This window comes from Gordonia sp. CNJ-863 (assembly GCF_001942325.1).
Lineage (GTDB): Bacteria > Actinomycetota > Actinomycetes > Mycobacteriales > Mycobacteriaceae > Gordonia > Gordonia alkanivorans.
In genome coordinates this window covers 59,220-85,865 of the sequence record NZ_MKKG01000006.1, presented here as the reverse complement: position 1 = coordinate 85,865, position 26,646 = coordinate 59,220, and the positions used below count along the sequence as shown (strand labels likewise).

The 26,646-nt window shown below is 68.3% G+C and carries 25 protein-coding genes and 3 pseudogenes; 16 read left to right on the top strand and 12 right to left on the bottom strand.

The features are described 5' to 3' along the window. Positions 1-76: 76 nt before the first annotated feature. Positions 77-798 (bottom strand): annotated as a pseudogene (locus tag BJF87_RS03610) (TMEM165/GDT1 family protein). Between the two features lie 148 nt (positions 799-946). Continuing rightward, positions 947-1,469: pseudogene (locus BJF87_RS03605) on the bottom strand (peptidase). 205 nt (positions 1,470-1,674) lie between these two features. Here BJF87_RS03605 and BJF87_RS03600 point away from each other — a divergent pair. Continuing rightward, on the top strand, positions 1,675-3,768 hold the full coding sequence (locus BJF87_RS03600) for an ABC transporter ATP-binding protein (protein ID WP_035754445.1): 2,094 nt from the start codon (positions 1,675-1,677) through the stop codon (positions 3,766-3,768). Next, positions 3,765-4,517, top strand: coding sequence for an energy-coupling factor transporter transmembrane protein EcfT (locus BJF87_RS03595; RefSeq protein WP_035754204.1), 753 nt, complete (start codon positions 3,765-3,767; stop codon positions 4,515-4,517). Before BJF87_RS03600 ends, BJF87_RS03595 begins: the two co-directional genes overlap by 4 nt. A 78-nt stretch (positions 4,518-4,595) precedes the next feature. Here the strand turns inward: BJF87_RS03595 and BJF87_RS03590 are convergent, their stop codons facing one another. Beyond that, the gene (locus BJF87_RS03590; protein ID WP_006358854.1) at positions 4,596-5,225 is read right to left on the bottom strand and encodes a superoxide dismutase; all 630 of its coding nucleotides are present in this window, start codon (positions 5,223-5,225) and stop codon (positions 4,596-4,598) included. Positions 5,226-5,423: 198 nt separating this feature from the next. After that, the gene (locus BJF87_RS26235; protein WP_006358853.1) at positions 5,424-5,576 is read right to left on the bottom strand and encodes a hypothetical protein; all 153 of its coding nucleotides are present in this window, start codon (positions 5,574-5,576) and stop codon (positions 5,424-5,426) included. A gap of 174 nt (positions 5,577-5,750) precedes the next feature. Between BJF87_RS26235 and msrA the strand changes: the two genes are divergently transcribed. Continuing rightward, complete coding sequence (msrA, locus tag BJF87_RS03585) at positions 5,751-6,464, top strand: peptide-methionine (S)-S-oxide reductase MsrA (RefSeq protein WP_006358852.1); 714 nt, start codon at positions 5,751-5,753, stop codon at positions 6,462-6,464. Position 6,465: 1 nt separating this feature from the next. Beyond that, positions 6,466-7,539, top strand: a complete 1,074-nt coding sequence (locus BJF87_RS03580; protein WP_006358851.1) for a winged helix DNA-binding domain-containing protein — start codon at positions 6,466-6,468, stop codon at positions 7,537-7,539. Positions 7,540-7,541: 2 nt separating this feature from the next. Here BJF87_RS03580 and BJF87_RS03575 read toward each other — a convergent pair whose 3' ends face one another. Then, positions 7,542-8,309, bottom strand: coding sequence for a VOC family protein (locus tag BJF87_RS03575; protein ID WP_035754207.1), 768 nt, complete (start codon positions 8,307-8,309; stop codon positions 7,542-7,544). Positions 8,310-8,409: 100 nt separating this feature from the next. Here BJF87_RS03575 and BJF87_RS03570 point away from each other — a divergent pair, with 100 nt between their 5' ends. The 5 genes and pseudogenes from BJF87_RS03570 to BJF87_RS26390 all read left to right on the top strand — a co-directional run bounded on the left by BJF87_RS03570 (position 8,410) and on the right by BJF87_RS26390 (position 12,808). After that, the gene (locus BJF87_RS03570) at positions 8,410-9,273 is read left to right on the top strand and encodes a S49 family peptidase (RefSeq protein ID WP_075862649.1); all 864 of its coding nucleotides are present in this window, start codon (positions 8,410-8,412) and stop codon (positions 9,271-9,273) included. Positions 9,274-9,662: 389 nt separating this feature from the next. Next, positions 9,663-10,025 (top strand): rhodanese-like domain-containing protein, encoded by a 363-nt coding sequence (locus tag BJF87_RS03565; RefSeq protein WP_006358848.1) that lies wholly within the window; start codon positions 9,663-9,665, stop codon positions 10,023-10,025. 110 nt (positions 10,026-10,135) lie between these two features. Beyond that, positions 10,136-11,020: a DUF4328 domain-containing protein gene (locus BJF87_RS03560; protein WP_006358847.1), complete on the top strand. Its 885-nt coding sequence runs from the start codon at positions 10,136-10,138 to the stop codon at positions 11,018-11,020. After that, a complete protein-coding gene (locus BJF87_RS03555) occupies positions 11,017-11,826 on the top strand; it encodes a glycerophosphodiester phosphodiesterase (protein WP_006358846.1) in 810 nt (269 codons plus the stop codon). Before BJF87_RS03560 ends, BJF87_RS03555 begins: the two co-directional genes overlap by 4 nt. 59 nt (positions 11,827-11,885) lie before the next feature. After that, positions 11,886-12,808: pseudogene (locus tag BJF87_RS26390) on the top strand (DUF5926 family protein). 79 nt (positions 12,809-12,887) lie between these two features. Here BJF87_RS26390 and BJF87_RS03545 read toward each other — a convergent pair. Then, the gene (locus BJF87_RS03545) at positions 12,888-13,424 is read right to left on the bottom strand and encodes a ferritin (RefSeq protein ID WP_006358844.1); all 537 of its coding nucleotides are present in this window, start codon (positions 13,422-13,424) and stop codon (positions 12,888-12,890) included. Between the two features lie 95 nt (positions 13,425-13,519). After that, on the bottom strand, positions 13,520-14,419 hold the full coding sequence (locus BJF87_RS03540; protein WP_035754449.1) for an LCP family protein: 900 nt from the start codon (positions 14,417-14,419) through the stop codon (positions 13,520-13,522). 535 nt (positions 14,420-14,954) lie between these two features. Between BJF87_RS03540 and BJF87_RS03535 the strand changes: the two genes are divergently transcribed. Next, positions 14,955-16,307 (top strand): APC family permease, encoded by a 1,353-nt coding sequence (locus tag BJF87_RS03535; protein ID WP_006358842.1) that lies wholly within the window; start codon positions 14,955-14,957, stop codon positions 16,305-16,307. Between the two features lie 12 nt (positions 16,308-16,319). Here BJF87_RS03535 and BJF87_RS03530 read toward each other — a convergent pair whose 3' ends face one another. Both BJF87_RS03530 and BJF87_RS03525 read right to left on the bottom strand, forming a co-directional pair. Beyond that, on the bottom strand, positions 16,320-17,117 hold the full coding sequence (locus tag BJF87_RS03530) for a CPBP family intramembrane glutamic endopeptidase (RefSeq protein ID WP_006358841.1): 798 nt from the start codon (positions 17,115-17,117) through the stop codon (positions 16,320-16,322). Positions 17,118-17,156: 39 nt separating this feature from the next. Next, entirely contained in the window at positions 17,157-17,909 is a 753-nt protein-coding gene (locus BJF87_RS03525; protein WP_035754214.1) for a DUF2470 domain-containing protein, read from the bottom strand. Positions 17,910-18,070: 161 nt separating this feature from the next. On the opposite strand from BJF87_RS03525, the gene pheA reads away from it, so the two are divergent. Continuing rightward, the gene (pheA, locus tag BJF87_RS03520; RefSeq protein WP_040004122.1) at positions 18,071-19,042 is read left to right on the top strand and encodes a prephenate dehydratase; all 972 of its coding nucleotides are present in this window, start codon (positions 18,071-18,073) and stop codon (positions 19,040-19,042) included. Next, entirely contained in the window at positions 19,042-19,701 is a 660-nt protein-coding gene (locus tag BJF87_RS03515) for a histidine phosphatase family protein (RefSeq protein ID WP_006358838.1), read from the top strand. Before pheA ends, BJF87_RS03515 begins: the two co-directional genes overlap by 1 nt. A 1-nt stretch (position 19,702) precedes the next feature. Here the strand turns inward: BJF87_RS03515 and BJF87_RS03510 are convergent, their stop codons facing one another. From BJF87_RS03510 to BJF87_RS03500, 3 genes are all read right to left on the bottom strand, one after another. After that, on the bottom strand, positions 19,703-20,203 hold the full coding sequence (locus tag BJF87_RS03510) for a hemerythrin domain-containing protein (RefSeq protein WP_006358837.1): 501 nt from the start codon (positions 20,201-20,203) through the stop codon (positions 19,703-19,705). A gap of 99 nt (positions 20,204-20,302) precedes the next feature. Further along, positions 20,303-20,653 (bottom strand): metallopeptidase family protein, encoded by a 351-nt coding sequence (locus BJF87_RS03505; protein ID WP_005199266.1) that lies wholly within the window; start codon positions 20,651-20,653, stop codon positions 20,303-20,305. Positions 20,654-20,657: 4 nt separating this feature from the next. After that, a complete protein-coding gene (locus tag BJF87_RS03500; RefSeq protein ID WP_006358836.1) occupies positions 20,658-21,848 on the bottom strand; it encodes a septum formation family protein in 1,191 nt (396 codons plus the stop codon). Positions 21,849-21,944: 96 nt separating this feature from the next. Here BJF87_RS03500 and BJF87_RS03495 point away from each other — a divergent pair, with 96 nt between their 5' ends. The 4 genes from BJF87_RS03495 (at position 21,945) to BJF87_RS03475 (ending at position 26,601) form a co-directional block, all read left to right on the top strand. Further along, positions 21,945-22,361, top strand: coding sequence for an ankyrin repeat domain-containing protein (locus tag BJF87_RS03495; protein WP_006358835.1), 417 nt, complete (start codon positions 21,945-21,947; stop codon positions 22,359-22,361). Between the two features lie 75 nt (positions 22,362-22,436). Then, complete coding sequence (gene serS / locus BJF87_RS03490; RefSeq protein ID WP_006358834.1) at positions 22,437-23,696, top strand: serine--tRNA ligase; 1,260 nt, start codon at positions 22,437-22,439, stop codon at positions 23,694-23,696. 14 nt (positions 23,697-23,710) lie between these two features. After that, the gene (locus BJF87_RS03485; RefSeq protein WP_006358833.1) at positions 23,711-24,649 is read left to right on the top strand and encodes a hypothetical protein; all 939 of its coding nucleotides are present in this window, start codon (positions 23,711-23,713) and stop codon (positions 24,647-24,649) included. Positions 24,650-25,041: 392 nt separating this feature from the next. Further along, a complete protein-coding gene (locus BJF87_RS03475; RefSeq protein ID WP_075862648.1) occupies positions 25,042-26,601 on the top strand; it encodes an HNH endonuclease signature motif containing protein in 1,560 nt (519 codons plus the stop codon). Positions 26,602-26,646: the final 45 nt, after the last annotated feature.

The window sequence follows — 26,646 nt, the reverse complement described above, 5'->3', positions numbered from 1 at the left end:
GTCCCGGTGAAGTGGACGACGTGCACCGGCGCGGGGTGCACGTTCACGATAGTCAGCTGCTGCGTGGCGCCCGCGTTCAGCCCTCGTGTCCACCGAGCGAACGCTCGGGAACGGCTGCTTCGGTATCGGAGTCGGCGCGGAGACGACGGTCGCGGTGGATGAGGAACGTCCCCACTCCGATGATGACGACGATCGCGGTGACCGTCGCGGCGATCATCGGGGTCGACGCCCCGGTCAGGCCGGTCACGGTGAGCCACACCGCGAAACCGAAGAACAGAACGGCCGCACCGATCGCGATGACACGCTCGGGAAGGTGCTTCCCGAGCAGGACACCCACGCCGATCGCCAGGCGTCGGCGGCGACCATGCCCACGGTGGAACCGATCCACACGCCGAGCCAGTCGTGGTCGGTGGCAAGTGTGATGGTGGCCAGCATGGTCTTGTCGCCGAGCTCGGCGAGGAAGAAGGCCGACATCACGGCGAGGAACACCGAGGCGCCGACTCGCGTCGCGCGGTTCTGCTCCTCGTCGTCGAGGCGATCTCCGTAGATCGTCCACAGGCCGAAGACGAGCATGGCGAGGCCGGCCAGGACCGACATCAGATCGGTCGGCAGCGACATCCCGAGGAAATGACCGAAGAACACCGAGACGGCGTGTACCGCAGTGGTGGCGACGGTGATGGCGAGGAGGACGACCCACCAGCGGTACCGCAGGGCGTAGGTCATCGCCATCAGTTGTGACTTGTCGCCCAGTTCGGCGACGAAGATCACGCCGAAACTGAGGAGCAGGGCAGCAATCACAGACGCCAGGTTAGTGAGCCCTAACTGGCGAATGCAACTCGTCAGTAGCCCGTATCCATGCAGGTCGGGGGCACAAAAACTAAAGTTCGGCCACCCGGATTGCCGCGTGCGGGCAACCGCCTCTGGGCCTTCGCGAGGCCTCGGCGCCCTAAGCTGCGAGGAGCATGGCGAGCACGGCGGTGTCCGGGTCGGCATTGGGGTCGATGCCCACCTCGTTGCGGAGGTTCACCACGGTCCCGTCGGCCTCCGCCTCGGCCCACCCGGCCCGGTGCTCGAGTCCGAGTTCGGGGAGCCCGGGCAGCAGCACACAACCCGAGGCGACCTCGGAACACTCCGGCAACGACGGACGGGTCTGCGACGGCGGGTGCAGCAATGACGAGCGCCGGGGGATTGTTCAGGAACCTGCCGGCCTCGACGAAGCTGTCGTCGACGACGTTCCCGATCGCGACCATCATCCCGACGGTGTCCTCACCGCCGTGCGGCGGACGCTGCTCGACGACGCCGAAGATCGTCGTCGTCGGGAGGAAGCCGGGCCGGCATGCGATCCGCACCGACCCGACGAGGGTCTGTGTCCACTCGAGTGTGGATTCCGGCCAGCGGCCCGAGATGAGGATTCCGTTCAGCGTGCCCTCATGCTGGAACGGGGTGAGTCCGATCGGAATCGACTGCATCGTGTCCTACCTCCAATCCGGGTGGGAGACCTGGTCATTGAGACCCAGGACCGCCGAAGATCACCCGTGTGAAAAGAATCCACCGCGGGGACGAAACGGACAACCCGAACCACCGTCTTGTGACGGTTCGTTTACATGCGATCGACCGACGGCTCCGGTGCCCAGGCACACTGGACCGGTGAAGAACTCGCACCCGCTGCGTCCGATGGAGTTCGCGTCCGTCGCGATCTTCGGTGGCCTGACCGTCGCCGCGGTGGTCATCGCCTCGGTCATCCCGCTGGCGCAGGCGGCCGGGCTGCTCGCACCGGTTCCTCTCGCCCTCATCGCAGCCCGCACTCGGCCGCGTGCACTGCTCACCGCCACCGTGGCGACGACAGCGGTCGCGTTCGCGATGGCGGGTACGGGCGCGATGGCCACCGTGCTCGGCTCGGCGCTGATCGGCGGAATCGTCGGCGACCTCAAGCGACGTCGCCGCGGGCTCGGGACGCTCGGACTGGCCACGCTGGTGGCCTCGCCGCTCCTCGGCGGGGTCTCGGTCCTGATCCTCCTTATTTTGGTGCCCTTGCGTGAGCTGACCATCGAGGCGATGACCAACTCCCTCCACGGTGTCGCCAAGTGGTTGCGCGGGTGGGGACCCACCGATGTCGTGGGCAACGCCCTCGACTCGATGAGCCGGAGCATCGCCAGTCATTGGTGGGCGTGGATCTGGATCTCCGGGACCGTCGGCACCGCGATCTCGCTGCTCGCCGCCTGGTGGATTCTCGGTGGCGTCATCGCGCGACTTCGCGACGTCCCCAGCGAGGACACGCTCACCTCCGACGGTCCGGCATCGACGGCAACCGACGTCGCGCCGCTGCCGATCGTCGCCGAACGTGTCGGCTTCGCCTACAGCCCGGACGCGAGACCGGTCCTCCACGACATCGACCTGCGCATCGACCCCGGCGAGTTCGTCGCCGTCGTCGGCGCCAACGGTTCGGGCAAGTCGACGCTCGCGAAGATCCTGGCCGGTCGCGCCCCGACCACCGGTGTCGTGCACCGCCCGGGTCTCGCCGGGCTGGGCGTCCACGGCGGGACCGCGCTCGTCCTGCAACGGCCGGAGATCCAGATGCTCGGTTCCCGCGTCGCCGACGACGTGGTCTGGGGTCTGCCGCCGGATGCCGACGTCGACGTGGAGGCTCTCCTTGCCGAGGTCGGGCTGACCGGTCTCGGCGACCGCGAGACCACCGACCTGTCCGGCGGGCAGCAGCAGCGCCTGGCGATCGCGGCGGCACTCGCCCGCGATCCGCAGCTGCTCATCGCCGACGAGGTCACCTCGATGGTCGACCCGGAGGGCCGCGGGCAGCTCCTGCACCTGCTGGCGTCGCTACCGGCCCGACGCGGGATCGCGGTCGTGCTGATCACCCACCGCGGCAGCGAGGCCGCGGCCGCCGATCGCGTCATCCATCTCGAGGCCGGTCGCGTGGTCCCTCATCCGCCGCACTGGATGCCGGACCCGCACGCCGACCTCGACCACGCTCCTCCGACCGGGCCGTCGACGTCCCTCGCGGCGCCGGGCCCGCACATCGGCGGGCCGCTGCTGGTGCTCGACCATGTGGGATATGCGCATCTGCCCGGCTCGCCCTGGGAGGTCGTCGCGCTCACCGACGTCACCTTGACCGTGTACCGCGGGGAGGGGTTGCTCATCGTCGGCGGCAACGGGTCGGGCAAGACGACCCTCGCCTGGATCATGGCGGGCCTCCTGTCGCCGCGCACCGGAACGTGCCACCTGCTCGACACCTCCGTGAAGTCGACTCCGGCAGCCGGTTACGACGCCGGGGAGCCGGTCACCGAGCATGTCGGCGCGGTCGGGCTGGGCTTCCAGCACGCCCGCCTGCAATTGCAGAAGGTCACCGTCGCCGACGAGATCATGGCGGCCGGTGGCGAGAAGGTCGGGACCGCCGAGGTCGCCCGCGTCCTCGAACTCGTCGGCTTGCCCCGGCAGATGGCGGCCACCAAGGTCGATTCACTGTCGGGTGGGCAGATGCGTCGCGTCGTGCTCGCCGGGCTCATCGCCCGCAACCCCGACATGCTGGTGCTCGACGAGCCCCTCGCGGGTCTCGACCCCTTGGCTCGGGAGGAGATCGTCGCGCTCCTCGCGCGTCTGCGTGCCGAGGGCATGACCATCGTGATCATCTCGCACGACTTCGAATCGCTGGACTCGGTGTGTACCCGGCGGGTCCGGCTCGTCGACGGGCGGTTGCTGCCCGACACACATCAGAACGCCGATCAGCCGTCCGGCTGGGACGGAGGTGCCCCATGACCATGCGCACGGTTCCGTTGCGGCAGGTCCCCGGCGATTCCTTCGTCCACCGGTTGTGGGCGGGAACCAAGCTGGTGATCGTGCTGATCCTCGGCATCATGACCTGGGTGCTGCCGTCGTGGCCGGCACTGGGGATGGTGGCCGCGATCGTCATCCTCACCGCCCTGATCGCCGGGATCCCGTTGGGCGCCATCCCCCGTCCGCCGTGGTGGTTCTGGGGACTGATCGGTGTCGGCGTCGCCTTCAACGTCTCGTTCGCCGGCGTGCACGGTGGGCTGGTGTTCCTCCGGGCGGTGACCCTCGCGCTCGTCCTCGTGGCGAGTTCGATCCTTGTCATCTGGACCACCCCGATGGCCGACGTCGCACCGGCGATCGCCCGGTTGATGCGACCCCTCCGGCGGCTGCGTCTACCCGTCGACGAGTGGGCCGTCGCAATCGCGTTGTGCCTGAGGGGTCTTCCGCTGCTGATCGAGGAGTTGCGCATGCTGCGCGCCGCGCACAAGCTGCGGCCGACGGCAAAGGGGCGCAGTGATCATCCGTCGGCGGAGATGGGGATCATGGATCTCATCACGGCCGCCATGTCGTCGGCGCTGCGCCGTAGCGCGGAGATGGCCGAGGCGATCACCGCCCGCGGCGGTACCGGTCGGCTCACGGCTCATCCGGCCCGCCCGGGCCGCGCAGATCTGTTGGCGCTCATCGTGATCGCTATCGCCTGCGGTGTGGCCGTCGCCGTGACGCTGATCCTCTGATCTCCCGCTCCCGCGGAACAGGAACGGCGCCGGCCACCCGAAGGTGACCGGCGCCGTTGGTATCTGGCGAAGGGAGGATCAGGCAGGCACGATGAGGCCGTTGCCCTGGGTCTTCGCGCGACCGTAACGCTCACCGGCGTCGGCCCAGTTGACCACGTTCCACCAAGCCTTGACGTAGTCCGGCTTGACGTTCTGGTAGTCGAGGTAGAAGGCGTGCTCCCACATGTCCAGCATGACGACCGGGATGATGGCGGCGGGGATGTTGCCGCTCTGGTCGGTCAGCTGCAGGATGACCAGCTTGCCACCGATGGTGTCGTAGCCCAGGATCGCCCAGCCCGAACCCTGCAGGGTGGTGGCGGCGGCGGTGAAGTGGGCCTTGAACTTGTCGAAGCCACCGAACTGCTCGGTGATCGCAGCCGCGAGGTCACCCTCGGGCTCGCCGCCGCCGTTGGGCGACAGGTTCTTCCAGAAGATCGAGTGGTTGGTGTGGCCGCCCAGGTGGAAGGACAGGGTGGCCGACAGTCCGTAGACCTTTCCGGCGATGCTCTCGTCCTCGCGGGCCGCGGCCAGCTTCTCCAGGGTGTCGTTGGCGCCCTTGACATAGGTCGCGTGGTGCTTGCTGTGGTGGAGCTCCATGATCCTGCCGGAGATGTGCGGCTCCAGTGCCGCGTAGTCGTAATCCAGATCCGGCAAGGTGTATTCAGCCACGATGTTCCTCTCTGAGGTGCTTTCGTATTCCCTGTTCACACGTGGGTCCGCCGATTGTGTCGGCGCCACGCGGATGGTTCCAGCCTTCCCCACACCATGGGTGATTGCAACAAACAGGCCCGAAGAAATATCAAGTGCGGTTGAAGATCACGGGCGGGCGTTCACGCCGGTCCACGCGGGCGAGATGCCGGGATCGGCTCAGATCAGTGCGAGCGCAACGATGACGGCCAGCAGTGCGACGATGCTCATCGCGATGGTGCGGCAGCTTCTCGCCACGTCGTAGTTGGCGCGCGGTGCGCCGCGCGGAGTCCGGAGGGAACCTCGATAGTCTCCGGTCGCGTGCGTCGCCATTGTCGCCTTTCATCAGCGGATCGGCTCGGCATTCCGGCGTCGGCGGCCCGAGGGCCTTCGGCTGTACGTGACAGGTGTCACATGCCGGGATGTGACCGCCATCATAAACAGACTGGGACGGCTGACTCAACTCGGGAAGCAGGACACGGCCGGCGGCGCGCGTAGACTTGGCGCATGTCTTGGCTAGACCAGCTCTTCGCCGCCAGTTCGCACAAGCAGGAACTCATCGCGGCCGACTCCGCACTACCCGGACGCGACACCGAGATCACGGTCCCCGGAGTCCATCTGGTCCTGGAGACCCCCATGCGTGGGCGGCCGGAGGCCGACGGCTCCTTCGGCAACGGCGGTATCGGCTCCTTCGACGACGGTCTGTCCGCGGTGATCCTGGCGGGTGGCTGCTTCTGGGGGATCGAGGAGATCTTCTGGCAGGTCCCGGGCGTGCACACGACCGCGGTCGGTTACGCGGGTGGTCACACGCCCAACCCGACCTACGAGGAGACCTGCACCGCGCGCACCGGCCACACCGAGTCGACGCTCGTCGTCTTCGACCCGACGGTCATCGACCTCGAGGGAATCCTCAAGATCTTCTGGGAGTCGCACGATCCGACCCAGGAGATGCGTCAGGGTAACGACATCGGGACCCAGTACCGGTCGGCGGTCTACACCCTCTCCGACGACGACGCCGCGATCGTCGTGGAGTCGGCGGCGAAGTTCCAGACCGCGCTCGATGCCGCCGGTCTCGGCCCCATCGCCACCGAGATCAAGCCTCTCGCCGCCGCGGGCGACGGACACTTCTATTACGCGGAGGATCACCACCAGCAGTACCTGGCGAAGAACCCGCACGGTTATCGCTGCCACGCGGCGACCGGAATCGGCTACCCCGCCTGAGGTGTCCGAGCCGATCACACTGCGGCAGTGGAACCGCACCCTGCTGTCCCGCCAGCACCTGCTGGAACGCGTCGACGAGGACGCGATCGAGGTGCTGGACCGATGCGTCGGCATGCAATCCCAGGACCCGCGTGCCGCGTTCTTCGGATTGTGGTCCCGCGTCGAGGGATTCGATCCGGCCGAACTCGACGAGTTGCTCACCGAGCGCGAGGTCGTGCGGATCGCGTTGCTGCGCTCCACGGTGTTCCTCATCGACGCCGAGGATGCCCGGTGGATACGGCCGCTCGCCGAGCCGATCCTCCGGCGCGAGATCGCCGAGGCGCACGTCCCGAGGCTGGTGGAGGCCGATCCGTCGCGGGTGATCGCCGATGCCGCCGAACTCCTGACCGGCCGTGAACTCTCCGGCACGGACCTGGGAACGCAACTGGCGCATCGGCATCCGGCGGAGAACCCGTCCACCCTCACCGGGATCGCCCGTTGTGGACTCCCACTCGTGCAGGTACCGCCGCGCGGACTCTGGCGGGGCCGCGGGGCGCCCACCTACCGGTTGTTCGACGAATGGGCCGGTCCGGGTGCACCGGCGGTCGAGGGCGAGGACGCGCGGGCGGACCTGATCCGCCTGTACCTCCGCGGTTTCGGGCCCGCCACCGTCAAGGCCATCCAGACGTGGGCGGGCATGACCGGCCTGAGGTCACTCGTGGAGAAGATGGAGGCCGACTGGGAACTCGTCCGGCTGACCGGTCCGCACGGCGAGACCCTCTACGATCTCGACGGACTCGGCTTCGCCGATCCTGACACTCCCGCCCCGGCCCGACTCGTGGCGCCGTTCGACCATGTCATCGGCGTCTCGGCCGACCGTGTCCGCGTCGCCGACCCGGAGTTGTTCCGGCGGACCGTGACACCCAACGGCCGCTCGCCGGGGTTCGTCTTCGCCGACGGATTCCTCGTCGGCACATGGCATCTCGACGGCGACGGCGGGATACGGATCGAGATGCTGCGGGAGGTCACGAAAACCGAGGAACGGGAGATCGACGCCGAGGTCGAGAGACTGCGCGCGTTCCTCTCTGCTCCCTGAGCTCAGTCGCCCGTCCGCGGATTGCGCGAGGTGATGCAGTACGGGCGTCCCATCGGGTCGACCATCGTCGTCCAGTGCGGGTGGTGCTCGATCGCGCGAGCGCCCCATCCCTCGTGGCGTGCCACCTCGTCGGGGACCGAGTTGGTCGCGAGGTCGAGGTGCCCGGTTGCCGTCGACGAGCCTTCGGGTCCAGGCGTGTCCGGATCGGATTGCCTGCGCTGCAACAGGATTCCGGTGGTGATCGCGGGGTCGCGGCGCAGTGCCACGAGTTCGGGTCGGGATTCGGGTGGCTTGGGCGGCCAGCCGGTCAGCGCCGTCCAGAACTCGACCTCGGCGTCGAAGTCGGCTGCGGGTATGTCGATGCACAACTGGTCGATGATGCTGATGGCGTCACCTGGCCACCGGATCGGCCGGGACCGTTTTGACTCTCCCGCCCACGGCACCAGGCAGAACACGAAACCGGCGGGCGAACGGAGGACGACGTGGGTGCCGGCGTCGTGGTTCAGCGTCGCCCCGAGTCCCACCGCTTCGTCGGCCGCGGCCAGAGGGTCGTCGGTGTGGATGTCGAGGTGGACCCCGCCCGGACCGTCGTCGACCCGTTGCACTCGGAGGTGAGGGTCGCCGTTGAACGGTTCGAGGGAGGCGAACTCGCGGTGTTCGCCGCGCGGCGGCGACACGGTGCTGCCCGCGATCGCACGCCAGAAGGTCACCTCGCTGCCGAACTCGTCGGCGGGGAAATCGAGGAATGCGCTGAGCCACCTGACCTGCACGCGGGAGAGTCTACGGCGCGAGTGCACCCGGTGCGCTGCAGAATGCGTGGGCAGCCCAGCCCGAAACCGGAACCGGTGAACCGCCACTAGACTCGGGCAGATGACTGCAGGACCGCTGGCGGCGGTGGGCAAGAAGTTCGCGAAGTCGCGTGCCGAGCACGTCGCGGTGGTTCGACTCGACGGTCCGATCGGCGCGGCCGGGATGGGCAAACACGGGCTGACCACCGACACGGTCGAGCCGGTACTCAAGCCGGCGTTCGCCACCGAACGGCTCAAGGCCGTCGTCGTCGTGATCAATTCGCCCGGCGGTTCGCCGGCGCAGTCGGAGTACATCGCCGAGCGCATCCGTCAGCTGTCCGCGGAGAAGGGCGTGCCGGTCCTGGCCTTCTGCGAGGACGTCGCGGCGTCCGGCGGCTACTGGGTCGCCTGCGCGGCGGACGAGATCTACGCCGCTCACACGTCGATCGTCGGCTCCATCGGAGTGGTGTCCTCGGGATTCGGCTTCTCGGCACTTCTCGACCGGTTCGGCGTGCAGCGTCGTCTCTACGCGACGGGGGAGAACAAGGCCCGGCTCGACACCTTCTCGCCGGAGGTGGCCGAGGACGTCGAATGGCTGAAGGGCCTCCAGGGGCAGCTGCACGAGGCGTTCATCGCATGGGTGCGGCAGCGTCGGGGCAAGAAGCTGACGGCGTCCGACGAGGAACTCTTCAACGGAGACGTCTGGGTCGGGCACCGGGCCGCCGAACTCGGTCTCGTCGACGGCATCGGCGTCATGCGTTCGGTGGTGGCCGAGCGGTACCCCGATGCGGAGATCACCGTCATCGAGGCACCCAAGCCGCTGCTGGCGCGTCTGGTGGGCAACCAGATGTCCGTCTCCGGGCTGGCCGAGAGCGTCACGACGGGCGTGATGGCTGCGATCGACCGCGCGCCCGCGGTGCGGACGGGGTTTTTACACCGTGACTGAGGGGTAATACCAGACCCGGTTCGGGGGGTTTCCCCAAGGGTTTGTCCCCACGTTATCCACAGGTGTGTGCACTGTAAGAAAATGCACCACCGGTCGACGCCTGCAGTTTCGTGAATTTCCTACGCGCACATTGGCCCAAACGAGTGATGCCAGTCACATAGGGAGGGCCTTTGGCCAGGGTTTTTCCACAGTTTCCACAGCCTCATCCCCAGGTTGACGGTGAGGTGCGGATTATGGACAGCTGTCCATTCGAGGCATGTGGATAAAACTATGATGGTCAGCATAGGCCGCTTCGGGCGTCTGTACGACATCGAAGGTGATCTTCACCGCACTGCTGAGAACTGGCTCGGGAGATGACGTGACACGCGCTGCGCCTGGACTGTGCCACCATGGAAATCGTGACCATGGGCGACATCACGCAGGTGCCGGTGACCGATTTGCCGGACGACTTCACGCAGACGGCCGACGCGGTGATGCTCGACGTCCGTGAGGACGACGAATGGGCGAACGGACACATCCGCGGCGCTCTCCACATCCCGATGGCCGAGATACCGGGTCGGTTCGGCGAACTCGACCCCGACGCCGACCTCTATGTGGTGTGTCATTCGAGCGGTCGCTCGATGCGGGTGCTGCAATACCTCGCGCAGGTGGGATACGACGGCATCTGTGTGCGCGGCGGGATGCTCGCCTGGCAGGAGCACGGCAAGCCCGTCGAGTTCGGCGTCAGGGACGGCGGGGGCGACGCCCACTGATGATCGACCTCTGTCCGCGGTGCCGCATCCAGGCGCCGCACCGTCCCGGGCGCGAGCACTGTCCTCGCTGTGGTGGCCCGCTGAGCGTCGTCGACGACGTCTCTCGTGCGATGGCGGCACCCGCGCGCCCGGCGACCCACGCGCCGCCCCGTACGGCGCCGACCGGCCGGCTGTACCGGGGCCGTAACGTGCGGTGGGTCGCGCGGCGTCCTCCCGAGGCCATCCCCAGCCGCCGCGGACCGTCGGGCCCGCGCGGTCCGCGTCTCATCCCCCGCTACGTCTACATCCCGACCTGGGGTCTGCGCGACGAGCCGGTGACCGCTGACGCGACGCACGATCGGATCGACGCCTCGCGGGCACGCCTGCTGTTCGCGCTCGTCGTGGCCGGGACGGCACTCGCGGCGTCGGCGGTCATCCACCTGTTGCGCTATATCCTGTTGGCCGTCAACCGCACGCAGCCGCTCCCGAACCCGTTGATCGTGGTCTCCGACTGGATGATCGTGTTCGTGGGGGTCGCTGCTCTCCTGGCCTATGTGTGGGCGACCCTCGCGTTCATCCGCTGGGTGATGGACCTGCGGGCCGGTGCCTATGAGGAAGCCCGACTCCTCGACCCGAGGCGTCCGCTGTGGGTCGGGGTCCTGGTGGGGGTCCCACTGGTGAACCTGGTCGGTGCGCCGCTCGTGCTGGGCGAGGTCGTGGCCCTGCGCGTGGCCCACGATCCGTCCCTCGACGCCGAACGTGTCGGCCGCCGGGTCCGCCGGCTGTGGGTCGCGTGGGTGGTCGTCACCGTCACCGCCGTACTGGCGCTGGTCGCCCGAGTCGTCGCGTTGGGTTCGGACTCGGTGCAGACCGGGGCCAACGCGCTCGCCATGGTGATCATCAGCGCGGCCGTGTCGGCCGCCTTCGCCTTCTGGACGGCGCGCCGTGTGCCGGTGCTGTTCGACGCCGCCACGGCGGTCCCGGTCCCGAAGAGAAGGTGGGTGGCGGTCGGATGAACTCAGGTGTGAACGTGGGTGCGGCCGAGAAGGTGTCGCGTTCGGGTAAGCCCGCGGTGGTCGCGCACCGCGGCGCCTCCGGGGACCGTCCGGAACACACCCTGGCCGCATACGAGCTCGCACTCGCGCAGGGCGCGGACGGACTCGAGTGCGATGTTCGGCTCACCGCCGATCACGAGCTCGTCTGTGTGCACGACCGGACCGTCGACCGCACGTCGGACGGTTCCGGCATCGTCAGCGAGATGACGCTGGCCCAGCTCCGCGAACTCGATTTCGGGAGTTGGCATTCCGCGGGCGACCCCGCGTCGATCCTGACGCTTCGGGAGCTGCTCACGCTCACCCTGGACTGGCGCCGCCCGGTCCGGTTGTTCATCGAGACCAAACATCCCGTTCGGTTCGGCAGTCTCGTCGAGCAGAAGCTCCTCGAGATCCTCCACGAGTTCGGCGTGGCCACCCCGCCGTCGGCCGATCACAGTCGCGCCGTGGTCATCTCGTTCTCCTCCGCCGGCGTCTGGCGCATCCGTCGCCATGCCCCGATGCTCCCGACCATTTTGCTGGGCGACACCGCCCGAGTACTCGGTGGCAGTGCGGCGACCGCCGTCGGGGCCACGGGGATCGGTCCCTCGGTGATGACCCTGCGGCAGTACCCGGATCTCGTCGACCGCGCCGCCGCGGCCGGACGCGTGACATACTGCTGGACCGTCGACGAACTGGTGGACGTCCAGCTCTGCGCCGACCTCGGAGTGCGCTGGCTGGCCACCAACCACCCGGCCAGGGTCCGCGACTGGCTGGTCACCGTCGACTGAGCGGCCTTCTCCTGCCCGGGCTTCTCGGCGCGGTGAGCGGCTCGTGAGAGAGTGGACCGATGGGCAAGAAGAGCAAGCGGGGCAGTGGACCCCGCCCGGGAAGCAATCGCGCCGAGCGGGTCGCCGCTCGTAAGGCTCGGCAGGCGGCGTCGATGGCACCGCCGCCGCGCCCCTTCGCGGGGCTGGCCTCCGAGTGCGACTTCGTCGCACTGCGGACCTTCGTCGCATCGGCGACCGCACGTCTCGAGCTGACGGAGCCTGCCGACACGCGCAACGACGTCTCCATCGTGACGATCCTGCCGGGTGCCGGGCCTGCACTCGCACGTGAATCCGGTGGCGCGACAGAGGGTTTGGTCGGGTTGCAGACAGAGCCCGACCGAATGGCGCTCCCCGTCGAACTGGCGGCCGCGATCGCCTGGGCAGCCCACGCAGACGCCGGTAGCGAGTTCGATCTGGAAGCCGCCGACGAATCCCCCTCGCTCGACGAGGTGCTGAAGGCCGACGCGGTCCTGGACATCACCGTGCACCAGGACTTCTCGTGGTGGTTCCCGGAGGGCACCGAGGTTCCTGCCGAGATCGCCCCGATGTTCGAGCGCGCCAACGATTCCGTGCTGCCGACCGCGCGCCTCGTCGTCGACAGCGGTTCCGGCGCCCCGTGGTGGGTCGATGCCGGCGAGCGGGCACATCTGCGGTGGATTCGTCCCGAGCCCGAGGACGACCTCATGGCCGCGATGGCCCGCCTGCATGCGGCCGGGCGTCTGACGATGGGTGAGGGCTCGCGCTTCGCGGGGTCGTTCCGCACCCACGGGCTGCTGGTCCCGGTGTTCGACCTCGACAGCGAGATGCACCACGAGGAGTGGCAGGCGGGTCTCAATCAGCTCGACCAGTGGCTGGGCGAGGCGCTTGCCGACTCCTCGGAGCTGACCATCGCCGAGCGCAGTTCGCGCGACGCATCCGCGGCCGCCAGGTCACTCTGCGTTAGACGAGGAAACCCTCGAAAACCGTTTCGGCGGCGCGACTTCGGTGAAGTCGCGCCGCCGAGATCGTCTGCTGGTCGGAGGCTAGATGTTGCCGCCGGCGACGGGAGGTGCGGTCGGGTCGTCGGTCTCGGGGCCGTTGAACTCGCGTTCGACGAAGTTCTCGAGGTCGAACAGGTTGCCCTTGCAGCGGTCGGCGATGGTCTGCAGCGTCGTCATGGTGGCGACCTCCTCGACCTGCTCCTTGAGGAACCACTGCACGAACTGCTCACCGAGGTAGTCGCCGGTGTCACGGGCCGACTTGGCCAGGTCGACGATCTGCTGGGTGACCGTCTTCTCCTGCTCGAGCGCCAACTCGATGGGCGCCTTGTAGTCCTCGAACTTGTTGTTCGGGGCGGAGACCCCGGGGATCTCGACCTCCATGTCGCGGTCGAGGAAGTACTGCACGATGATCATCGCGTGATTGCGCTCTTCGACGGCCTGCCGGTAGAAGAGCTTGGCCAACTGCGGCATGTCGTGGTTGTCGAAGTAGGTGGCGACCGCGATGTACTGCTGCGAGGCGTAGAACTCGTTGCCGATCTGGTCGTGCAGCAGCTGGTGGAACTTCGTGAATTCGGTCATTCGCTCATCGTAGGTGCCGAAAAGCGCCTTCTACCAGCAAGTTCAGGCTAAGTAAGGCAAGTCTGACCTGTCTTTGGGCAACCTGGCCACCCCGGTCACCCGGCGTCGACGAGCAGCTCGTCGGGGATGGGCTGACCTGCACGTAAGAGACCGAAGAACTGCTCGGTCGTCTCTGTGACCGGCAGTGCCAGGCCGTCATCGGTGTAGACGCTCTCACCCGTGGGTGTGGTGGTTGTCACTGGGTCCCGGAGGGCGAACATCAGCGAGGCCAGGTTCCAGATGTGGTCGCGTTCGTCGACGGTGAGGGAGTCGATCGCGCCGCCGATGAAGCCGAACAACCGGAACGGGTTGAGCAGGACGGCCGGGCTCGTCGCGCGGGAGACCAGGGCGGCGAGGAATTTCCGCTGGTTGATGACGCGTTCGAGGTCGGCGCGCGGGAAGGCTCGGGTACGGACGAGACCGAGTGCCTGGCGGCCGTTCAGGTGGTGGCAGCCCTTGGCCAGTTTGAGTCCGGCCTTGGGGTCGTTGAGCGGTTGATCGATGCACATGTCGACACCGCCGACGGCGTCGACGAGGGTGTCGAAACCGCCGAAGCCGATCTCGGCGTAGTGGTCGATGTGGATGCCGGTCAGGTTCTCGACGGTCTGCACCAGCAGTGCCGGACCGCCGATGTTGTACGACGCGTTGACTTTCAGGCTTCCGTGGCCGGGGATCTCGACGAAGAGATCGCGGGGGATGCTGACGACCGTCGCCTTCCCGCTCCCCGGCGGATTGTGGACCAGCATGATCGTGTCGGTGCGGGAGCCGTCGGCGTCACCGGTCGACAGGTTGGTGCGCTGTGCGTCGGACAGATCGGAGCGGGAGTCGGTGCCGACGATGAGCCAGTTGGTTCCGGGGGTGTCCGACGGCCGTCCGGCGTAGGCGGGTAGCGCGTCGATGCGGTCGAGTCGCGAGTCGTAGTAGAAGAGCAGTCCGGCGCTGCCGAGTACGAACACGAGCAGCAGGATCAGCAGGATCCTGCCGACCCGCAGGGTGCGCCGCCGACGACGCCGGGGGCGTGTCGGCTTCGCAGCGGGCGGGGTGCCGACCGGCGGAGCGGGCGGACGTGCCAACGATCGGGCGCGGTCACCTCGACGCTCACCGGCCGGGATCGGTTCGGGTTTCTGGGTGGGGGCGTACTGGCCCGGGGCGGCACCCCTCCCCGGAATCGGGCCGGCTGCCGGGGCAGGGCCGGGCGCCCGACGCGGCGGCGGACCCTGCGCGGGGATTCGAGGCATCGCCTGGGGGTGTGCGGCGGGAGCGGGACCCTGCGGATGGGGTCGGTGGGGTCCACCGGGAGGAGGCCCCTGGCGTGGCGGTATGCCTCCTGCCGGCCGCCCGGACGGTACCTGTGGCCCCGGACGACCGCGCCGAATGATCGGCGGGTCCTGCTCGTTCATCCCAACCAATGTACGCATCCACGGGTGCCCGGCACGGATTCGACGCAGATCACAGGACTCGATCGGCCCGCGACGGGGTATCCGGCTCGCCATGACCGACGACGTGGCCGCCCGGCCAGACACCGAGACCGGTGACGATCGCACTCCGCTCCGGCGCGCGATCTCCGGCAAGATGCTGTTCCTGTTCATCCTCGGCGACGTGCTGGGCGCCGGGATCTATGCGCTCGTGGGCGAGATCGCCGGCGAGGTGGGCGGTGCGATCTGGGTACCGCTCGTGGTGGCTCTCGTCATGGCGCTGTTGACCGCGGGGTCGTATGCCGAGCTGGTCACCAAGTATCCGCAGGCCGGTGGTGCCGCGGTCTTCGCGCGGCAGGCCTACCGGTCGTCGCTGGTCTCGTTCCTGGTCGGGTTCTGCATGCTGGCCGCTGGTGTCACGAGCGCCGCCGGCCTGGCGTTGGCGTTCGCGGGTGACTACTTCAAGACGTTCGTGAACGCGCCCACCACCGTCACCGCCCTCGTCTTTCTGGTCGCGATCGCGGCACTGAACGCACGTGGCATCAGCGAGTCGGTGCGGGCGAACGTCGTGATGACGGTCATCGAGGTGTCGGGTCTGGTGCTGGTCGTCGTCCTGGCGGGCATCGTCCTCGGTCGGGGAGACGGCGAACCGCATCGTGTGTTCGAGTTCGACAGTTCGACGACGCCCGCACTCGCGGTTCTGAGCGGCGCGTTGCTCGCCTACTACTCGTTTGTGGGATTCGAGACGTCGGCCAACGTGGCCGAGGAGGTCCGCGACGTGCGTCGGGTCTACCCGAAGGCGCTGTTCGGCTCGCTGATCACCGCCGGTGTCGTCTACGTACTCGTGGGCCTCGCGGTCTCGACCGTGGTGTCGCCGGATGAGCTCGCCGGCTCGTCGGGTCCGCTGCTCGAGGTGGTCACGATCGCCGACGTCGGTGCCCCGGACCAACTGTTCTCGCTGATCGCCCTCATCGCCGTCGCCAACGGCGCGCTGCTCACGATGATCATGGCCTCACGGTTGACCTTCGGAATGGCCCGCGATGGTCTGCTGCCCACCCCGCTGGCGAAGGTCCTACCCGGTCGACGTACGCCGTGGGCGTCGATCATCGCCACGACCGCCATCGCGATGGTGCTCTCGGCGACCGGCTCGGTGGCGGCGCTGGCCGAGACCGTGGTGCTGCTGTTGCTGTTCGTCTTCCTCAGCACCAACGTCGCGGTCCTGGTGCTGCGGCGCGAACGCGCCGACACCGACCACTTCCGGGCGTGGACGATCGTGCCGGTGCTGGCGATCGTGACGTGCATCGTCCTGCTGACCCAGCAGAACGCGGAGACCTGGCTGCGCGCCGGCCTCCTGATGCTCGTCGGGCTGGCACTCTTCGGGCTGGCCCGTGCCACCGGATCGGGCAAGCACGCCGAGGACCGCGGGTGACCGGTCCGGGTGTCAGCCGACCCAGGAGAGGTGATCGCGTAGCAGCGCGTAGCCGATGAAGGCGACGACGTCGATGACGCCGTGGGCGATGACGAGCGGCCAGGCCCGGCCGGTGACCTGGTAGAACCGGCCGTAGACGACGCCCATCACCACGTTGCCGAGACCGGCGCCGAAGCCTTGATACAGGTGGTAGCCACCGCGGAGCACGGCACTCGCGGCGAGCGACTTGACGTCCGAGACCCCGAGCTGGCGGAGCCGGGTGATGAAGTAGGCGACCACCACGATCTCCTCGGCGGCCGCGTTGCCGATCGCGATGAGGATCAGCACCGGCCATTCCCACCAGGTGTCCGCCTGGCTGGGGACGAGGCTCGCGTTGAGTCCGAAGACGCGGGCGACCGCGACCAGTGCGAGTCCGGGGAGGCCGATGACGGCCGCGAGGACGAGTCCCGCGGGCACGTCGCGTCGCGGGGTCCACCGGCCGAGGCCGACGCGCGACAGTCCGAGCCCGCTCCGCCACAGCAGGTACACGCCGAGCGCGGCGATGGCGAACAGCCTGAGGATGCTCATCATCTGGCGCGCGGCGTCGATGAGGGCGAGGTCGGAGCGGCTGGGGTTGAGGGCGACAGTGGTCCCGCCGATGCCGCCGGCGAGTTGGGCTTCGAGGAGTGCGAGCGCGGCCGAGGCCGCGGAGAACGCAAAGGTCAGTATTCCGACGATGACGAGCTCGGCGATCAGACCGCGACGCTCGACACGGTCGGTGACGACCGGGATGCCGTGGGGCGACGGCCGCAGGTACTCGCGCAGAGGCATGCCGGTCAGCCTAGAACCCCTCGCAGCCGGCGATGCGGGTCAGTCGCGCATCGAGTTCATGAACGGGCAACCGGCGAGGTTGCGCAGTGCCCGGGACAGCTCGAAGACGTCCGAGACCGGGCGGGGGAAGGGCAGCCGGACGTCGGAGTCGCCGTCGGCGCCCTCGATGCGGAAGCGTATGCCGAACCGGTCGAGGCCGAGGGGGCGTACACGGCCCTGGCGCAGGTCCGTGGGCAGCTTGCGGGCCAACTGGCCGACGAGGTCGGCGTGGTCGGCGTCGAGGTGCTCGAGCCAGCCGGCCTCGCACTCCCAGAACGGGTCGGGGGTGGCGTCGGCCAGTTCGGCGGCCGACACCGACGTCGCACCGGAACTGGATGCCAGCACCGCGGAGTCGACCTGGAGGCGGAGCATCGACGCGCCGTGGCCGATGTCGAGCAGGCCGTCGTCGGGGTGCTCGCCGGCGATCTCGATGGCCAGGTCGCGCTCGAGGTCACGGGGCACCTCGTGGAGCGTCCCGTTGAGCCAGATCACCGACCGGACCCGTTCGCGCAGGTCGATGGGCGCCCAGTCGGTGACCTCGAGCATCGCGGGTGTGCCCTCGGCGCCGTCGACGGCAGCCACGGCGTCGCCGTCGGTGGGTACGAGGACGAAGGCCTGGGATTCGAAGAGGTGGACGACGCCGATCGGCGTGGTGTCGGCGCCCTCGATGGCGAGGATGGCGGAGCCGACTCGACGGCAGGCCGTCTGGATCATCTCGGCATCCGTGGGTCGGTCGGTCGTCGTACGCGTCATGTTGTCTCTCCGGTCGGCGCGGGCGGCTGCGGTGCTCGGCGGCTGTTGAAAGGTAACCCTAACCTAAATACGGTTGGCGTGGTCGTCAACGGGTCCTCGGACCGTCGGCTCCCGGGGATTGCGGCCTGAACGGAGTGATCACCGGCGTCCACTAGGCTCGTGTGGTGCCTGTGATCGCCTACTTCGGCCCGCCCGGAACCTTCACCGAGATGGCACTCGACGCGGCCCTCGCCGCCCATGACCCCGCACTCGGGGGTCTCGACCTCTCGAGTGACGTCACCAAGGTCGACGCCTCGAGCCCGGCTGCCACCATCGCGATGGTCCGCAGCGGGGAGGCCGACTACGGCTGTGTGCCCATCGAGAGTTCGCTCGAGGGGTCGGTGCCGGCGACGATGGACGCCCTCGTACCACCGGCGCGGTCCGGTACCGACGGGCGCGTGCAGGTGTTCGCCGAGACCGTCCTCGACATCGCGTTCGCGATCGCCGCGACCGGCCCGCTCGCCCCGGAGGACGTCCGCACCATCGCGGCCTACCCGGTGGCGGCTGCGCAGGTCCGTCAATCCGTGGCCAAGCTCTTCCCGAACGCGGAGTTCGTCACGTCCGGATCGAATGCTGCTGCGGCGCTCGACGTCGCGTCCGGCAAGGCCGACGCCGCGGTGACGACCGGTCTCGCGGCGGGGTTGTCGGATCTGACCGTGATCGCCGACGGTGTCTGCGACGCGAAGGAGGCCACCACGCGGTTCCTCGTCCTCGGACGCCCCGCGGTCCCGACGCGACGGACCGGCACGGACCGCACGTCGGTCATCCTCGACCTGTCCAACGAGCCCGGTAGCCTGATGCACGCGATGAACGAATTCGCCTCGCGGGGAATCGATCTCACTCGCATCGAATCCCGGCCGCAGCGCGACGAGGCGGAGGGGCGGGCCATCGCCGGTCGCTACCGGTTCTTCCTCGACGCCGTCGGCCACATCGACGACGCAGCGGTCGCGGAAGCCCTTGCGGCACTGCATCGCCGGTGTGAACGAGTCGTCTACGTAGGTTCATGGCCCGCGGTACGGACCACGGGATCGGCACCTCCCGACCACGCCGAGTCGCTGGCCTGGATCGACTCGCTGCGACAGGGAGAGGTGTGATGGCGCGCCTGCATCTCGTCCGGCACGGCGAGACCACCGCGAACGTCATGCGCCGGCTCGACACCGCCCTCCCCGGCGCGGCACTCACCGATTTCGGTGCGCGACAAGGCGCCCGGTTCGGGCTGGAGAACCGACCCGAGCGCGAGGCGGTCTTGTTCAGCTCGGAGGCCCGGCGCGCCCGGCAGACCGCCGAACTGATCGGCTCGGTGTGGGACGTCCACACCGAGGCCGTCGACGGCGTGCACGAGGTCCAGGCCGGCGAGCTCGAGGACCGCAGCGACCGCGAGGCCCACCACGTCTTCCACGACGTCATGGAGAAGTGGCACGCCGGTGACCTCGATGTGCGCATCCCCGGCGGCGAGTCGCTCGCGATGGTCTACGACCGCTACATCCCGACCGTCGACGACCTCGCACGCTCGTATCTGACCGGAACCGAACCACGTGATGTGTTCCTGGTCAGCCACGGTGCGGCGATCCGACTCATCGCGGCGCGCCTGGCCGGCATCGACTCCCGCTTCGCCGCGGCGACGCACCTCGGCAACACCGGCTCGATCGAACTCGAGTACGCCGACGGCATCTGGGTCTGCCACCGCTGGGGCGCCGAGACCGCACCGTTCGATCGGGTCGACGAGCCGCTGGTCGACGACCCCATGGGCTAGTTCACTTGATGATCGCGTCGACCGTCTTCTTCAACGCCGACGGCTGCGACGGGCGACGCGGTGCCTTCTCCTTGAGCCGGAGCATCTCTTCGCCGATCTCCTGGAGATCCTTGCGGCCGAGGGCCTCCCGCACCTTCGGGAACCACTCGTCCTCTTCTTCCTGGATGTGGTGCTCGACGTTCTCGATCAGCACGGTCGTCTTGGCGTCGAACCGCTCGGAGTCCGGCTTCAACGCGGCGAGCTCGACGACGAGGACGTCGGCAACGTGGTGTTCCTCGTAGGACTCGAGGATGTCGTCCTCGAGATCGGGTACGCGCTTACGGATCTCGGGGTACATGCACTCGTTCTCGATGTAGGTGTGCACGGTGAGGGCCTCGATGATCTTGTCGACGATCTTGCCCTTGGTCTTGGTGGCGTTCGGGCCCTGGGACTTGAAGTCGCGGAAGAGTTTGCGGATCTCTTTGTGGTCGTCCTTCAGGATGACGATGGCGTCGGTGGACATGGCGGAACTCCTGGATGTGGGCTGGACATCGGAATCTCGGTATTCCGCAATACGCCCGCGCTGAAACATCTCACCTGAGCCGGGGTCCCGGCGGGGTTCCTAGCCCCAGCCGTTGGCGTGCAGCCAGGCGTCGTCGATCCCGAAGTGGTGGGCGATCTCGTGCATGACGGTGACCGCGACCTCGTGCACCACCTCGTCGCGCGAATTGCACATCGCCAGGATCGGGTCCCGGTAGATCGTGATCGTGTCCGGTAGGAATCCGCCGTAGTCGTGGTCGCGCAGGGTCAGCGCCACGCCCTGGTACAGCCCGAGGATGTCGGGCTCCTCGGGGTTGTACGGCTCGACGAGGATGACCACGTTGTTCATCGCGCCGGTGAGTTCCGACGGGATGGTGTCCAGTGCGTCGGAGACCAGCCCGTCGAACTCGTCGTCGGACATCGGGACGGCCATGGGGTCAGCCCGCCGGGGCGGGGGCCTGGTCGGGGTTCGGTGCGATTCCCGGCGGGAGCGGCACCGGCGTCGGGAGAGCGCGACCGGGCGGAGCAGCGGGCGGCGGGACGGGCGCCTTGCCGTTGATCAGCAGTGCCCCGTCCTTGGCGTCGCCGACGAGGGTGGCGAATCCGCCGCGCTTGTCGGGCAGCCCGAGGTAGCAGACCACCTTTCGGCTGCCGGCGAGCCAGCTCGGCTCGCTGAGAACCGACCACTGCACGTTCAGTGTCGTCTTGTCGAGAGCGGCCGCGCCGCCGGCGAATCGTTCGGCCTGCTTCGGGCAGATCGAGCCGAGGTAGTTGTTCTGGGCGCCGGTCGCGGGCCACGGCTTGTTCGACATCCGGTCGCCGAAGCGGACCGCGAGGTCGACGATGCCGGTGGTCTGGAAGGCGTGCGGCTCGGCGCAGTTGACCGGAAATCCGGTGGGGTTGCGGTTCTCGGGGTCGATGCCGATGCACGTTCCCTCGGGCCACACATACGACTGGTTCTGGTCGGCGACGCGGCCGGAGAACTGCACGGGCTGACCGTTGGCCCCGTCTTCCTGGACCCCGCAGCGCAGCTGCCGGGCGCCCTTGTCCCACTGGGCCTGCGACGGGTACATCATGCCGACCGAGAAGCGGCCCTGCGGATCGAGGCGACCGTCGAGGTACTGGTCGACGATCACCGGACACTGCTCGTCGCGGATGGCGGCGAAACGCTCGGGCCCGGGCCACAGCGCGTCCTCACCGAACTCGACGCCGGGGATGAGCGAGGTGTCGATGCCGCCGGCCACCTCGAAGCGGTGCTTCTGCGCGCATTCGACTGCGGTCGGCTGCCCGGGGTTCCCCTCGGGCCAGTCCAGGCAGTCGCCGGCGACGGACTGGGTGAAGGCGTTCTGGACGAGTCGTTCGCCCTCGCCGACCTTGCTGCCGCCGACGCTGCCGGCGTCGTCGAAGACGCCCATCGCCAAGGCGATACCGCCGGCGACGAGTGCGCCGACGACGATCGCGGCCAGGACGACGAAGACGGGATTGCGCGTGGCGTTTCGTGGGGGCCGGCCGACGGCATTGACCGGCTCGTCGTACGGTGCGACCGGGTCGACGGCGGTGAAATCGTCGTCGATGGCGTCGTGCGCGTCGTGGTCGGGCTTGTCGCGATCAGGGTCGGGCTCGTTCATCGGGATCCATCATGCCTGGTCGATCCGGCTGGGCACACCCGCATCAGTCGATGCGGGCACCAGCCACTGCGGCGAGAGCTGCCTACACTCGCGGGAATGCCCGCCGATTCCTCTCCCGTGCCCGGTCCGGACGCGATACCGGACGCCGAGGTGGTCGAACTGGCCACGCGCCTGTTCGAGATGGCCCGCTCCGGCGACGCCGCCACGCTGAGCGGCTACGTCGATGCCGGGGTGCCGGTGAACCTGCGCAACCAGTCCGGCGACTCGCTGCTGATGCTCGCCGCCTATCACGGCCGCGCGTCGGCGGTCTCGGTGCTGCTGTCCCGCGGCGCCGATCCCGACCTCGCCAACGACCGCGGACAGACCCCGCTGGCCGGCGCGGTGTTCAAGGGATTCGACGACGTGGTCCGGCTGCTCGTCGACGCCGGGGCCGATCCGCACGGAGGCACCCCGTCGGCCGCCGACGCCGCCGCGATGTTCGGCCGCGACGATCTCCGGGCGCTCTGGAGCTGACCTGCGGGCGGGCCCGGGTTTCACTTCGGTGGCGTGATCGGGTTCGCATCGCGCGCTCAAGTAGGGTTTGAAGGCGTGATCGACCTGAAGATTGTTCGTGACGACCCGGATCTGGTCCGTACTTCGCAGCGCACTCGCGGCGAGGACCCCGGCCTGGTGGATGCCCTGCTCGATGCCGATGCGGCCCGTCGTGCGGCCATCGTCGACGCCGACACGTTGCGCTCCGAGCAGAAGGCTCTCGGAAAACAGGTCGGCAAGGCGCAGGGCGACGAGAAGCAGGCGCTGCTCGCCAAGGGCAAGGAGCTCGCCGAGCAGGTCAAGGCTGCCGTCGCGCGTCAGTCCGAGGCCGATGAGGCCGCCGCGAAGGCCCACCGCGCGATCTCCAACATCGTCGCGCCGGAGGCCCCCGCGGGTGGCGAGGACGACTACATCGTCCTCGAGCACGTCGGAGAGCCCCGCGAGATCGAGAACCCGAAGGATCATCTCGAACTGGGCGAGTCGCTCGGTCTGCTCGACATGGAGCGCGGCGCCAAGGTGTCGGGTTCGCGGTTCTACTTCCTCACCGGGCAGGGCGCCTTCCTGCAGCTCGGCCTGCTCAACATGGCCGCGCAGAAGGCTGCCGCCAACGGCTTCACGCTGATGGTCCCGCCCGTCCTGGTGCGTCCGGAGGTCATGGAGGGCACCGGCTTCCTCGGCGCCCACGCCGACGAGGTTTACCACCTCGACAAGGACGACGACCTGTACCTGGTCGGCACCTCGGAGGTGCCGCTCGCCGGCTACCACATGGACGAGATCCTGGACCTGTCCGACGGCCCGAAGCGGTACGCCGGCTGGTCGACCTGCTTCCGCCGGGAGGCCGGCAGCTACGGCAAGGACACCCGCGGCATCATCCGCGTGCACCAGTTCGACAAGGTCGAGGGCTTCATCTACTGCAGGCCCGAGGACGCCGAGGCCGAGCACCAGCGTCTGCTGGGCTGGGAGAAGGACATGCTGGCCGCGATCGACGTGCCCTACCGTGTCATCGACGTCGCGGGTGGCGACCTCGGTTCGTCGGCGTCGCGCAAGTTCGACTGCGAGGCTTGGGTTCCCACCCAGAACGCCTACCGCGAGCTCACGTCGACGTCGAACTGCACGACGTTCCAGGCCCGCCGTCTCTCGATCCGCTACCGCGACGAGAACGGGAAGCCGCAGACCGCGGCGACGCTCAACGGCACACTCGCGACCACCCGCTGGCTGGTGGCCATCCTCGAGAACCACCAGCAGCCCGACGGTTCGGTGAAACTGCCGCCCGAGCTTGCGAAGTTCGTCGGCACCGACGTCCTCACGCCTCGTTGATCTGAGCCTGGGTCATGACCAGCGGGATCGTCATCGCGGTGATCGGTGCGCTGGCGTTTGCCGCCGCGGCCGTTCTCCAGGCGCTGGGCGCCGAGCAGGTCTCGCAGCGCGCCGCCATCCGTGAGGAGCGTCGACGATCCGCGGCGGCCCACCCGTCGTTGAAGTCCACCGCGCTGACGATGCTGACGGTGCCGTTCCTGGTCGGGTTCGTGTTCGACATCATCGGGTTCATCGCGACGATCGCGTCGGCCCGTCTGATCCCGCTGTTCCTGTCGCAGACCATCATCTCGGCCCGGTTGGTCGCCACGGCGCTCCTCGCCATGGTCGTGCTGAAAGTCGGCCTCACGATGCGTGATTGGATCGCCGGTGCGGTGGTCGTGGCGTCGCTGATCCTGCTGGCGGTGTCGGCCGGTCGCGAGGGCGGGGACCACACTGCGTGGATGCGGTGGGCCGTCCTGGTCGCCGGTCCCGCGCTGATCTTGCTCGGCCTGATCGTGATGCGGCGCTTGAAGACTCACATCGCCACTGTCACCGGTCTCATCGCCGGCGCCGTGTTCGGTGTGATGGCGGTGGCGTCCCGCATCCTCGACGGCCTGGACCCCCTCGACCTCACCGTGCTGTTCACCGACCCGGCTCTGTATGCGTTGCTGCTCAGCGGGATCGGCGGCTTCTACCTGTTCACCGTGGCACTCCAGACCGGATCGGTGAACGGTGCCGCGGCAGCACTCGTCGTCGGGCAGACGGTTCTCCCGGGCGCGGTGGGCATCGCCTTCCTCGGTGACGTCACGCGCGCGGGCTGGGGACCGGCCGCGATCGTCGCCTTCGTCGCCGCCGTCGGCGGGGGAGTGGTGCTCGCGTCGTCGGGTGCCGTCACCGCCGTCGAGACGGCCGACGCCACAAATGCGCCTCGCGGGTACGGGCATCCGCCGCGGGAGCTGGGCCGACCCCACTAGCTCGCGGCACCCGGCAGGTTTCGCTAGCCGATTCCGACGATGAACAGCAGTCGGTGTCCCACCCGGTCACTGAGCCAGGCCGGCGGAGAGCAGCAGGGCCGCGAAGACCACCGAGTGAGGCCGCAGTGCGCACCGGGCGGATCGACGCCACGCACCGTCTCGTCGCATCTGTATCGGGTGTTCCCAAACTCGGAGTCACCTCGCGGGCAGCGCTTCGTGATGCGCTCGACGCCTGGCAGGTACCGACTGAGGTCGATGGAACCGACTGGCGCACAGCGTGTTGGTTACCGGGACCTTGTGGAGGAGGATCCGCGTTTGTCGGTGGGTTGATCTAGATTGGTTGGTAACAGATTCAGCCATCCAGGTTGGGCTGTAGACGTTGTGGGGGCAGCGTGAGCAAGTGGATCGATCTTCCGGGCGGGTTCCTCGCCGGGGTCGATCCTGCCCACCCCGAATTGTCTGACACCGCAACCCATATGGAACGGTTCGGTTCGATCCGCCATGGTGAGGCTTATCTGGCATGGTGCCGGTATGAGTCGATCGTCACCGTCTACGACCAGCTCGTGGTCAACACTCAGGGCGGGTTCTTCATCGACCGCTACACCGAGATGGTGACCCGGGTCTGCCGCGAAGCCGCCATCACCCGCTACCAGGCTGATCAGTGGGTCGGTGAAGCGCTCGCCCTGCGGGACCGGTTACCGAAAGTGCTGACCACCCTGCGCGACGGCATCCTGTCGCGGCAGTTGATCCAGACGGTCATCTCCCGCACCGACCTCATCTCCGACGCCGCGGCCATCGCGGACCTCGATACCGAGATCGAAACCATCCTGCGCACCAGGAAGGGCGCCTGGACCACACCGAAGCTGCGTGACATGGTCGACCGCCTCGTCTTCCGTCACGATCCTGACGCGGTGCGGGAGCGGCGTCGTGAAGCGTTGGACAAGCGCGGTATGTGGACCGAGAACTTCACCGACGGCACCGGTGAGATCACCGGCGTGATGGCCGCGGAGAACATTCGCATCGCGGCACAAGCGGTGAAAGCGTTGGCCGACACCGTCTGCGCCCACGACGGCCGGAACCGTAACCAGCGCAACTCCGATGCCATGTTCGCGCTGCTGACCGGCACCGTCTTCGACTGCCAATGCCAGCGTGAGGATTGTGACGCCGAGATCCCCGACCCCGCCGAGGTGGTCCGGTCGGTGAGTACCGAGGTCGTCGTCCACGTGGTCACCGACGCCGCCACTCTCGCCGGGGCACCCGGTATCGGTTGGGTCGACGGCCACGGGATCGTCTCCGACGAGCATGTGCGTGATCTCGCCGAACGGGTCGACGCGACCATCACACCCGTCACCCCGGTGCGCACACCCCCGGCCCGCGTTGTTGTCGAGGACGTCCCGTCGAAAGACGTCGTGATCGTCTACCCGGGTGCGCAAGCCGCCGACCCGTACCGGCCCACCGCTGCGTGTGCCGATTTCGTGCGGGTGCGTGATGGGTATTGCACCGAACCGGGCTGCGGGTGTTCGGCTTTCGACTCTGATCTGGACCACGTGACCGAGTACGACCACACCGATCCCGCCCAGGGTGGGGCGACGGCGAGTGAGAACTTGAACGCCAAGTGCCGGTTCGGGCATCTGCACAAGACGTTCGGCGACTGGGTCGACGTCCAGTACCGCGACGACGACGGCCACCTGGTCACCGAGTACCGCACCCCGGAAGGCGTCGTCATTCCCGGTGACGCCGAGAACCTCGAGGACTCCTTCCCGAACCTGCGTCGTATCCGCTACGAACAGCCACCCCAGGCCCCACCGTCCCCACGGGTCATAACCGGGGACGACACCCCGCCCACCAGCAACCGGCTCGCGCACAAGCACGCACGCCGGCGGGCCGAGCGTGCCCGCAACCAGCGGGAACGTGAGAGGCGTCAGCACATGGACGGACCTCCGCCCTTCTGAAGTCCCACCGGCCTGAGTCGGTGGAGGAATCGTAATGCAGTCACT

Bases quoted from the DNA above. Each gene is read 5' to 3' on its own strand.
- BJF87_RS03600 (WP_035754445.1), top strand. From the start codon at position 1,675: ATGGAGTTCGCGTCCGTCGCGATCTTCGGTGGCCTGACCGTCGCCGCG.
- BJF87_RS03595 (WP_035754204.1), top strand. From the start codon at position 3,765: ATGACCATGCGCACGGTTCCGTTGCGGCAGGTCCCCGGCGATTCCTTC.
- BJF87_RS26235 (WP_006358853.1), bottom strand. From the start codon at position 5,576: ATGGCGACGCACGCGACCGGAGACTATCGAGGTTCCCTCCGGACTCCG.
- msrA (WP_006358852.1), top strand. From the start codon at position 5,751: ATGTCTTGGCTAGACCAGCTCTTCGCCGCCAGTTCGCACAAGCAGGAA.
- BJF87_RS03570 (WP_075862649.1), top strand. From the start codon at position 8,410: ATGACTGCAGGACCGCTGGCGGCGGTGGGCAAGAAGTTCGCGAAGTCG.
- BJF87_RS03565 (WP_006358848.1), top strand. From the start codon at position 9,663: ATGGAAATCGTGACCATGGGCGACATCACGCAGGTGCCGGTGACCGAT.
- BJF87_RS03560 (WP_006358847.1), top strand. From the start codon at position 10,136: ATGGCGGCACCCGCGCGCCCGGCGACCCACGCGCCGCCCCGTACGGCG.
- BJF87_RS03555 (WP_006358846.1), top strand. From the start codon at position 11,017: ATGAACTCAGGTGTGAACGTGGGTGCGGCCGAGAAGGTGTCGCGTTCG.
- BJF87_RS03545 (WP_006358844.1), bottom strand. From the start codon at position 13,424: ATGACCGAATTCACGAAGTTCCACCAGCTGCTGCACGACCAGATCGGC.
- BJF87_RS03535 (WP_006358842.1), top strand. From the start codon at position 14,955: ATGACCGACGACGTGGCCGCCCGGCCAGACACCGAGACCGGTGACGAT.
- BJF87_RS03530 (WP_006358841.1), bottom strand. From the start codon at position 17,117: ATGCCTCTGCGCGAGTACCTGCGGCCGTCGCCCCACGGCATCCCGGTC.
- BJF87_RS03525 (WP_035754214.1), bottom strand. From the start codon at position 17,909: ATGACGCGTACGACGACCGACCGACCCACGGATGCCGAGATGATCCAG.
- BJF87_RS03515 (WP_006358838.1), top strand. From the start codon at position 19,042: ATGGCGCGCCTGCATCTCGTCCGGCACGGCGAGACCACCGCGAACGTC.
- BJF87_RS03510 (WP_006358837.1), bottom strand. From the start codon at position 20,203: ATGTCCACCGACGCCATCGTCATCCTGAAGGACGACCACAAAGAGATC.
- BJF87_RS03505 (WP_005199266.1), bottom strand. From the start codon at position 20,653: ATGGCCGTCCCGATGTCCGACGACGAGTTCGACGGGCTGGTCTCCGAC.
- BJF87_RS03500 (WP_006358836.1), bottom strand. From the start codon at position 21,848: ATGAACGAGCCCGACCCTGATCGCGACAAGCCCGACCACGACGCGCAC.
- BJF87_RS03495 (WP_006358835.1), top strand. From the start codon at position 21,945: ATGCCCGCCGATTCCTCTCCCGTGCCCGGTCCGGACGCGATACCGGAC.
- BJF87_RS03485 (WP_006358833.1), top strand. From the start codon at position 23,711: ATGACCAGCGGGATCGTCATCGCGGTGATCGGTGCGCTGGCGTTTGCC.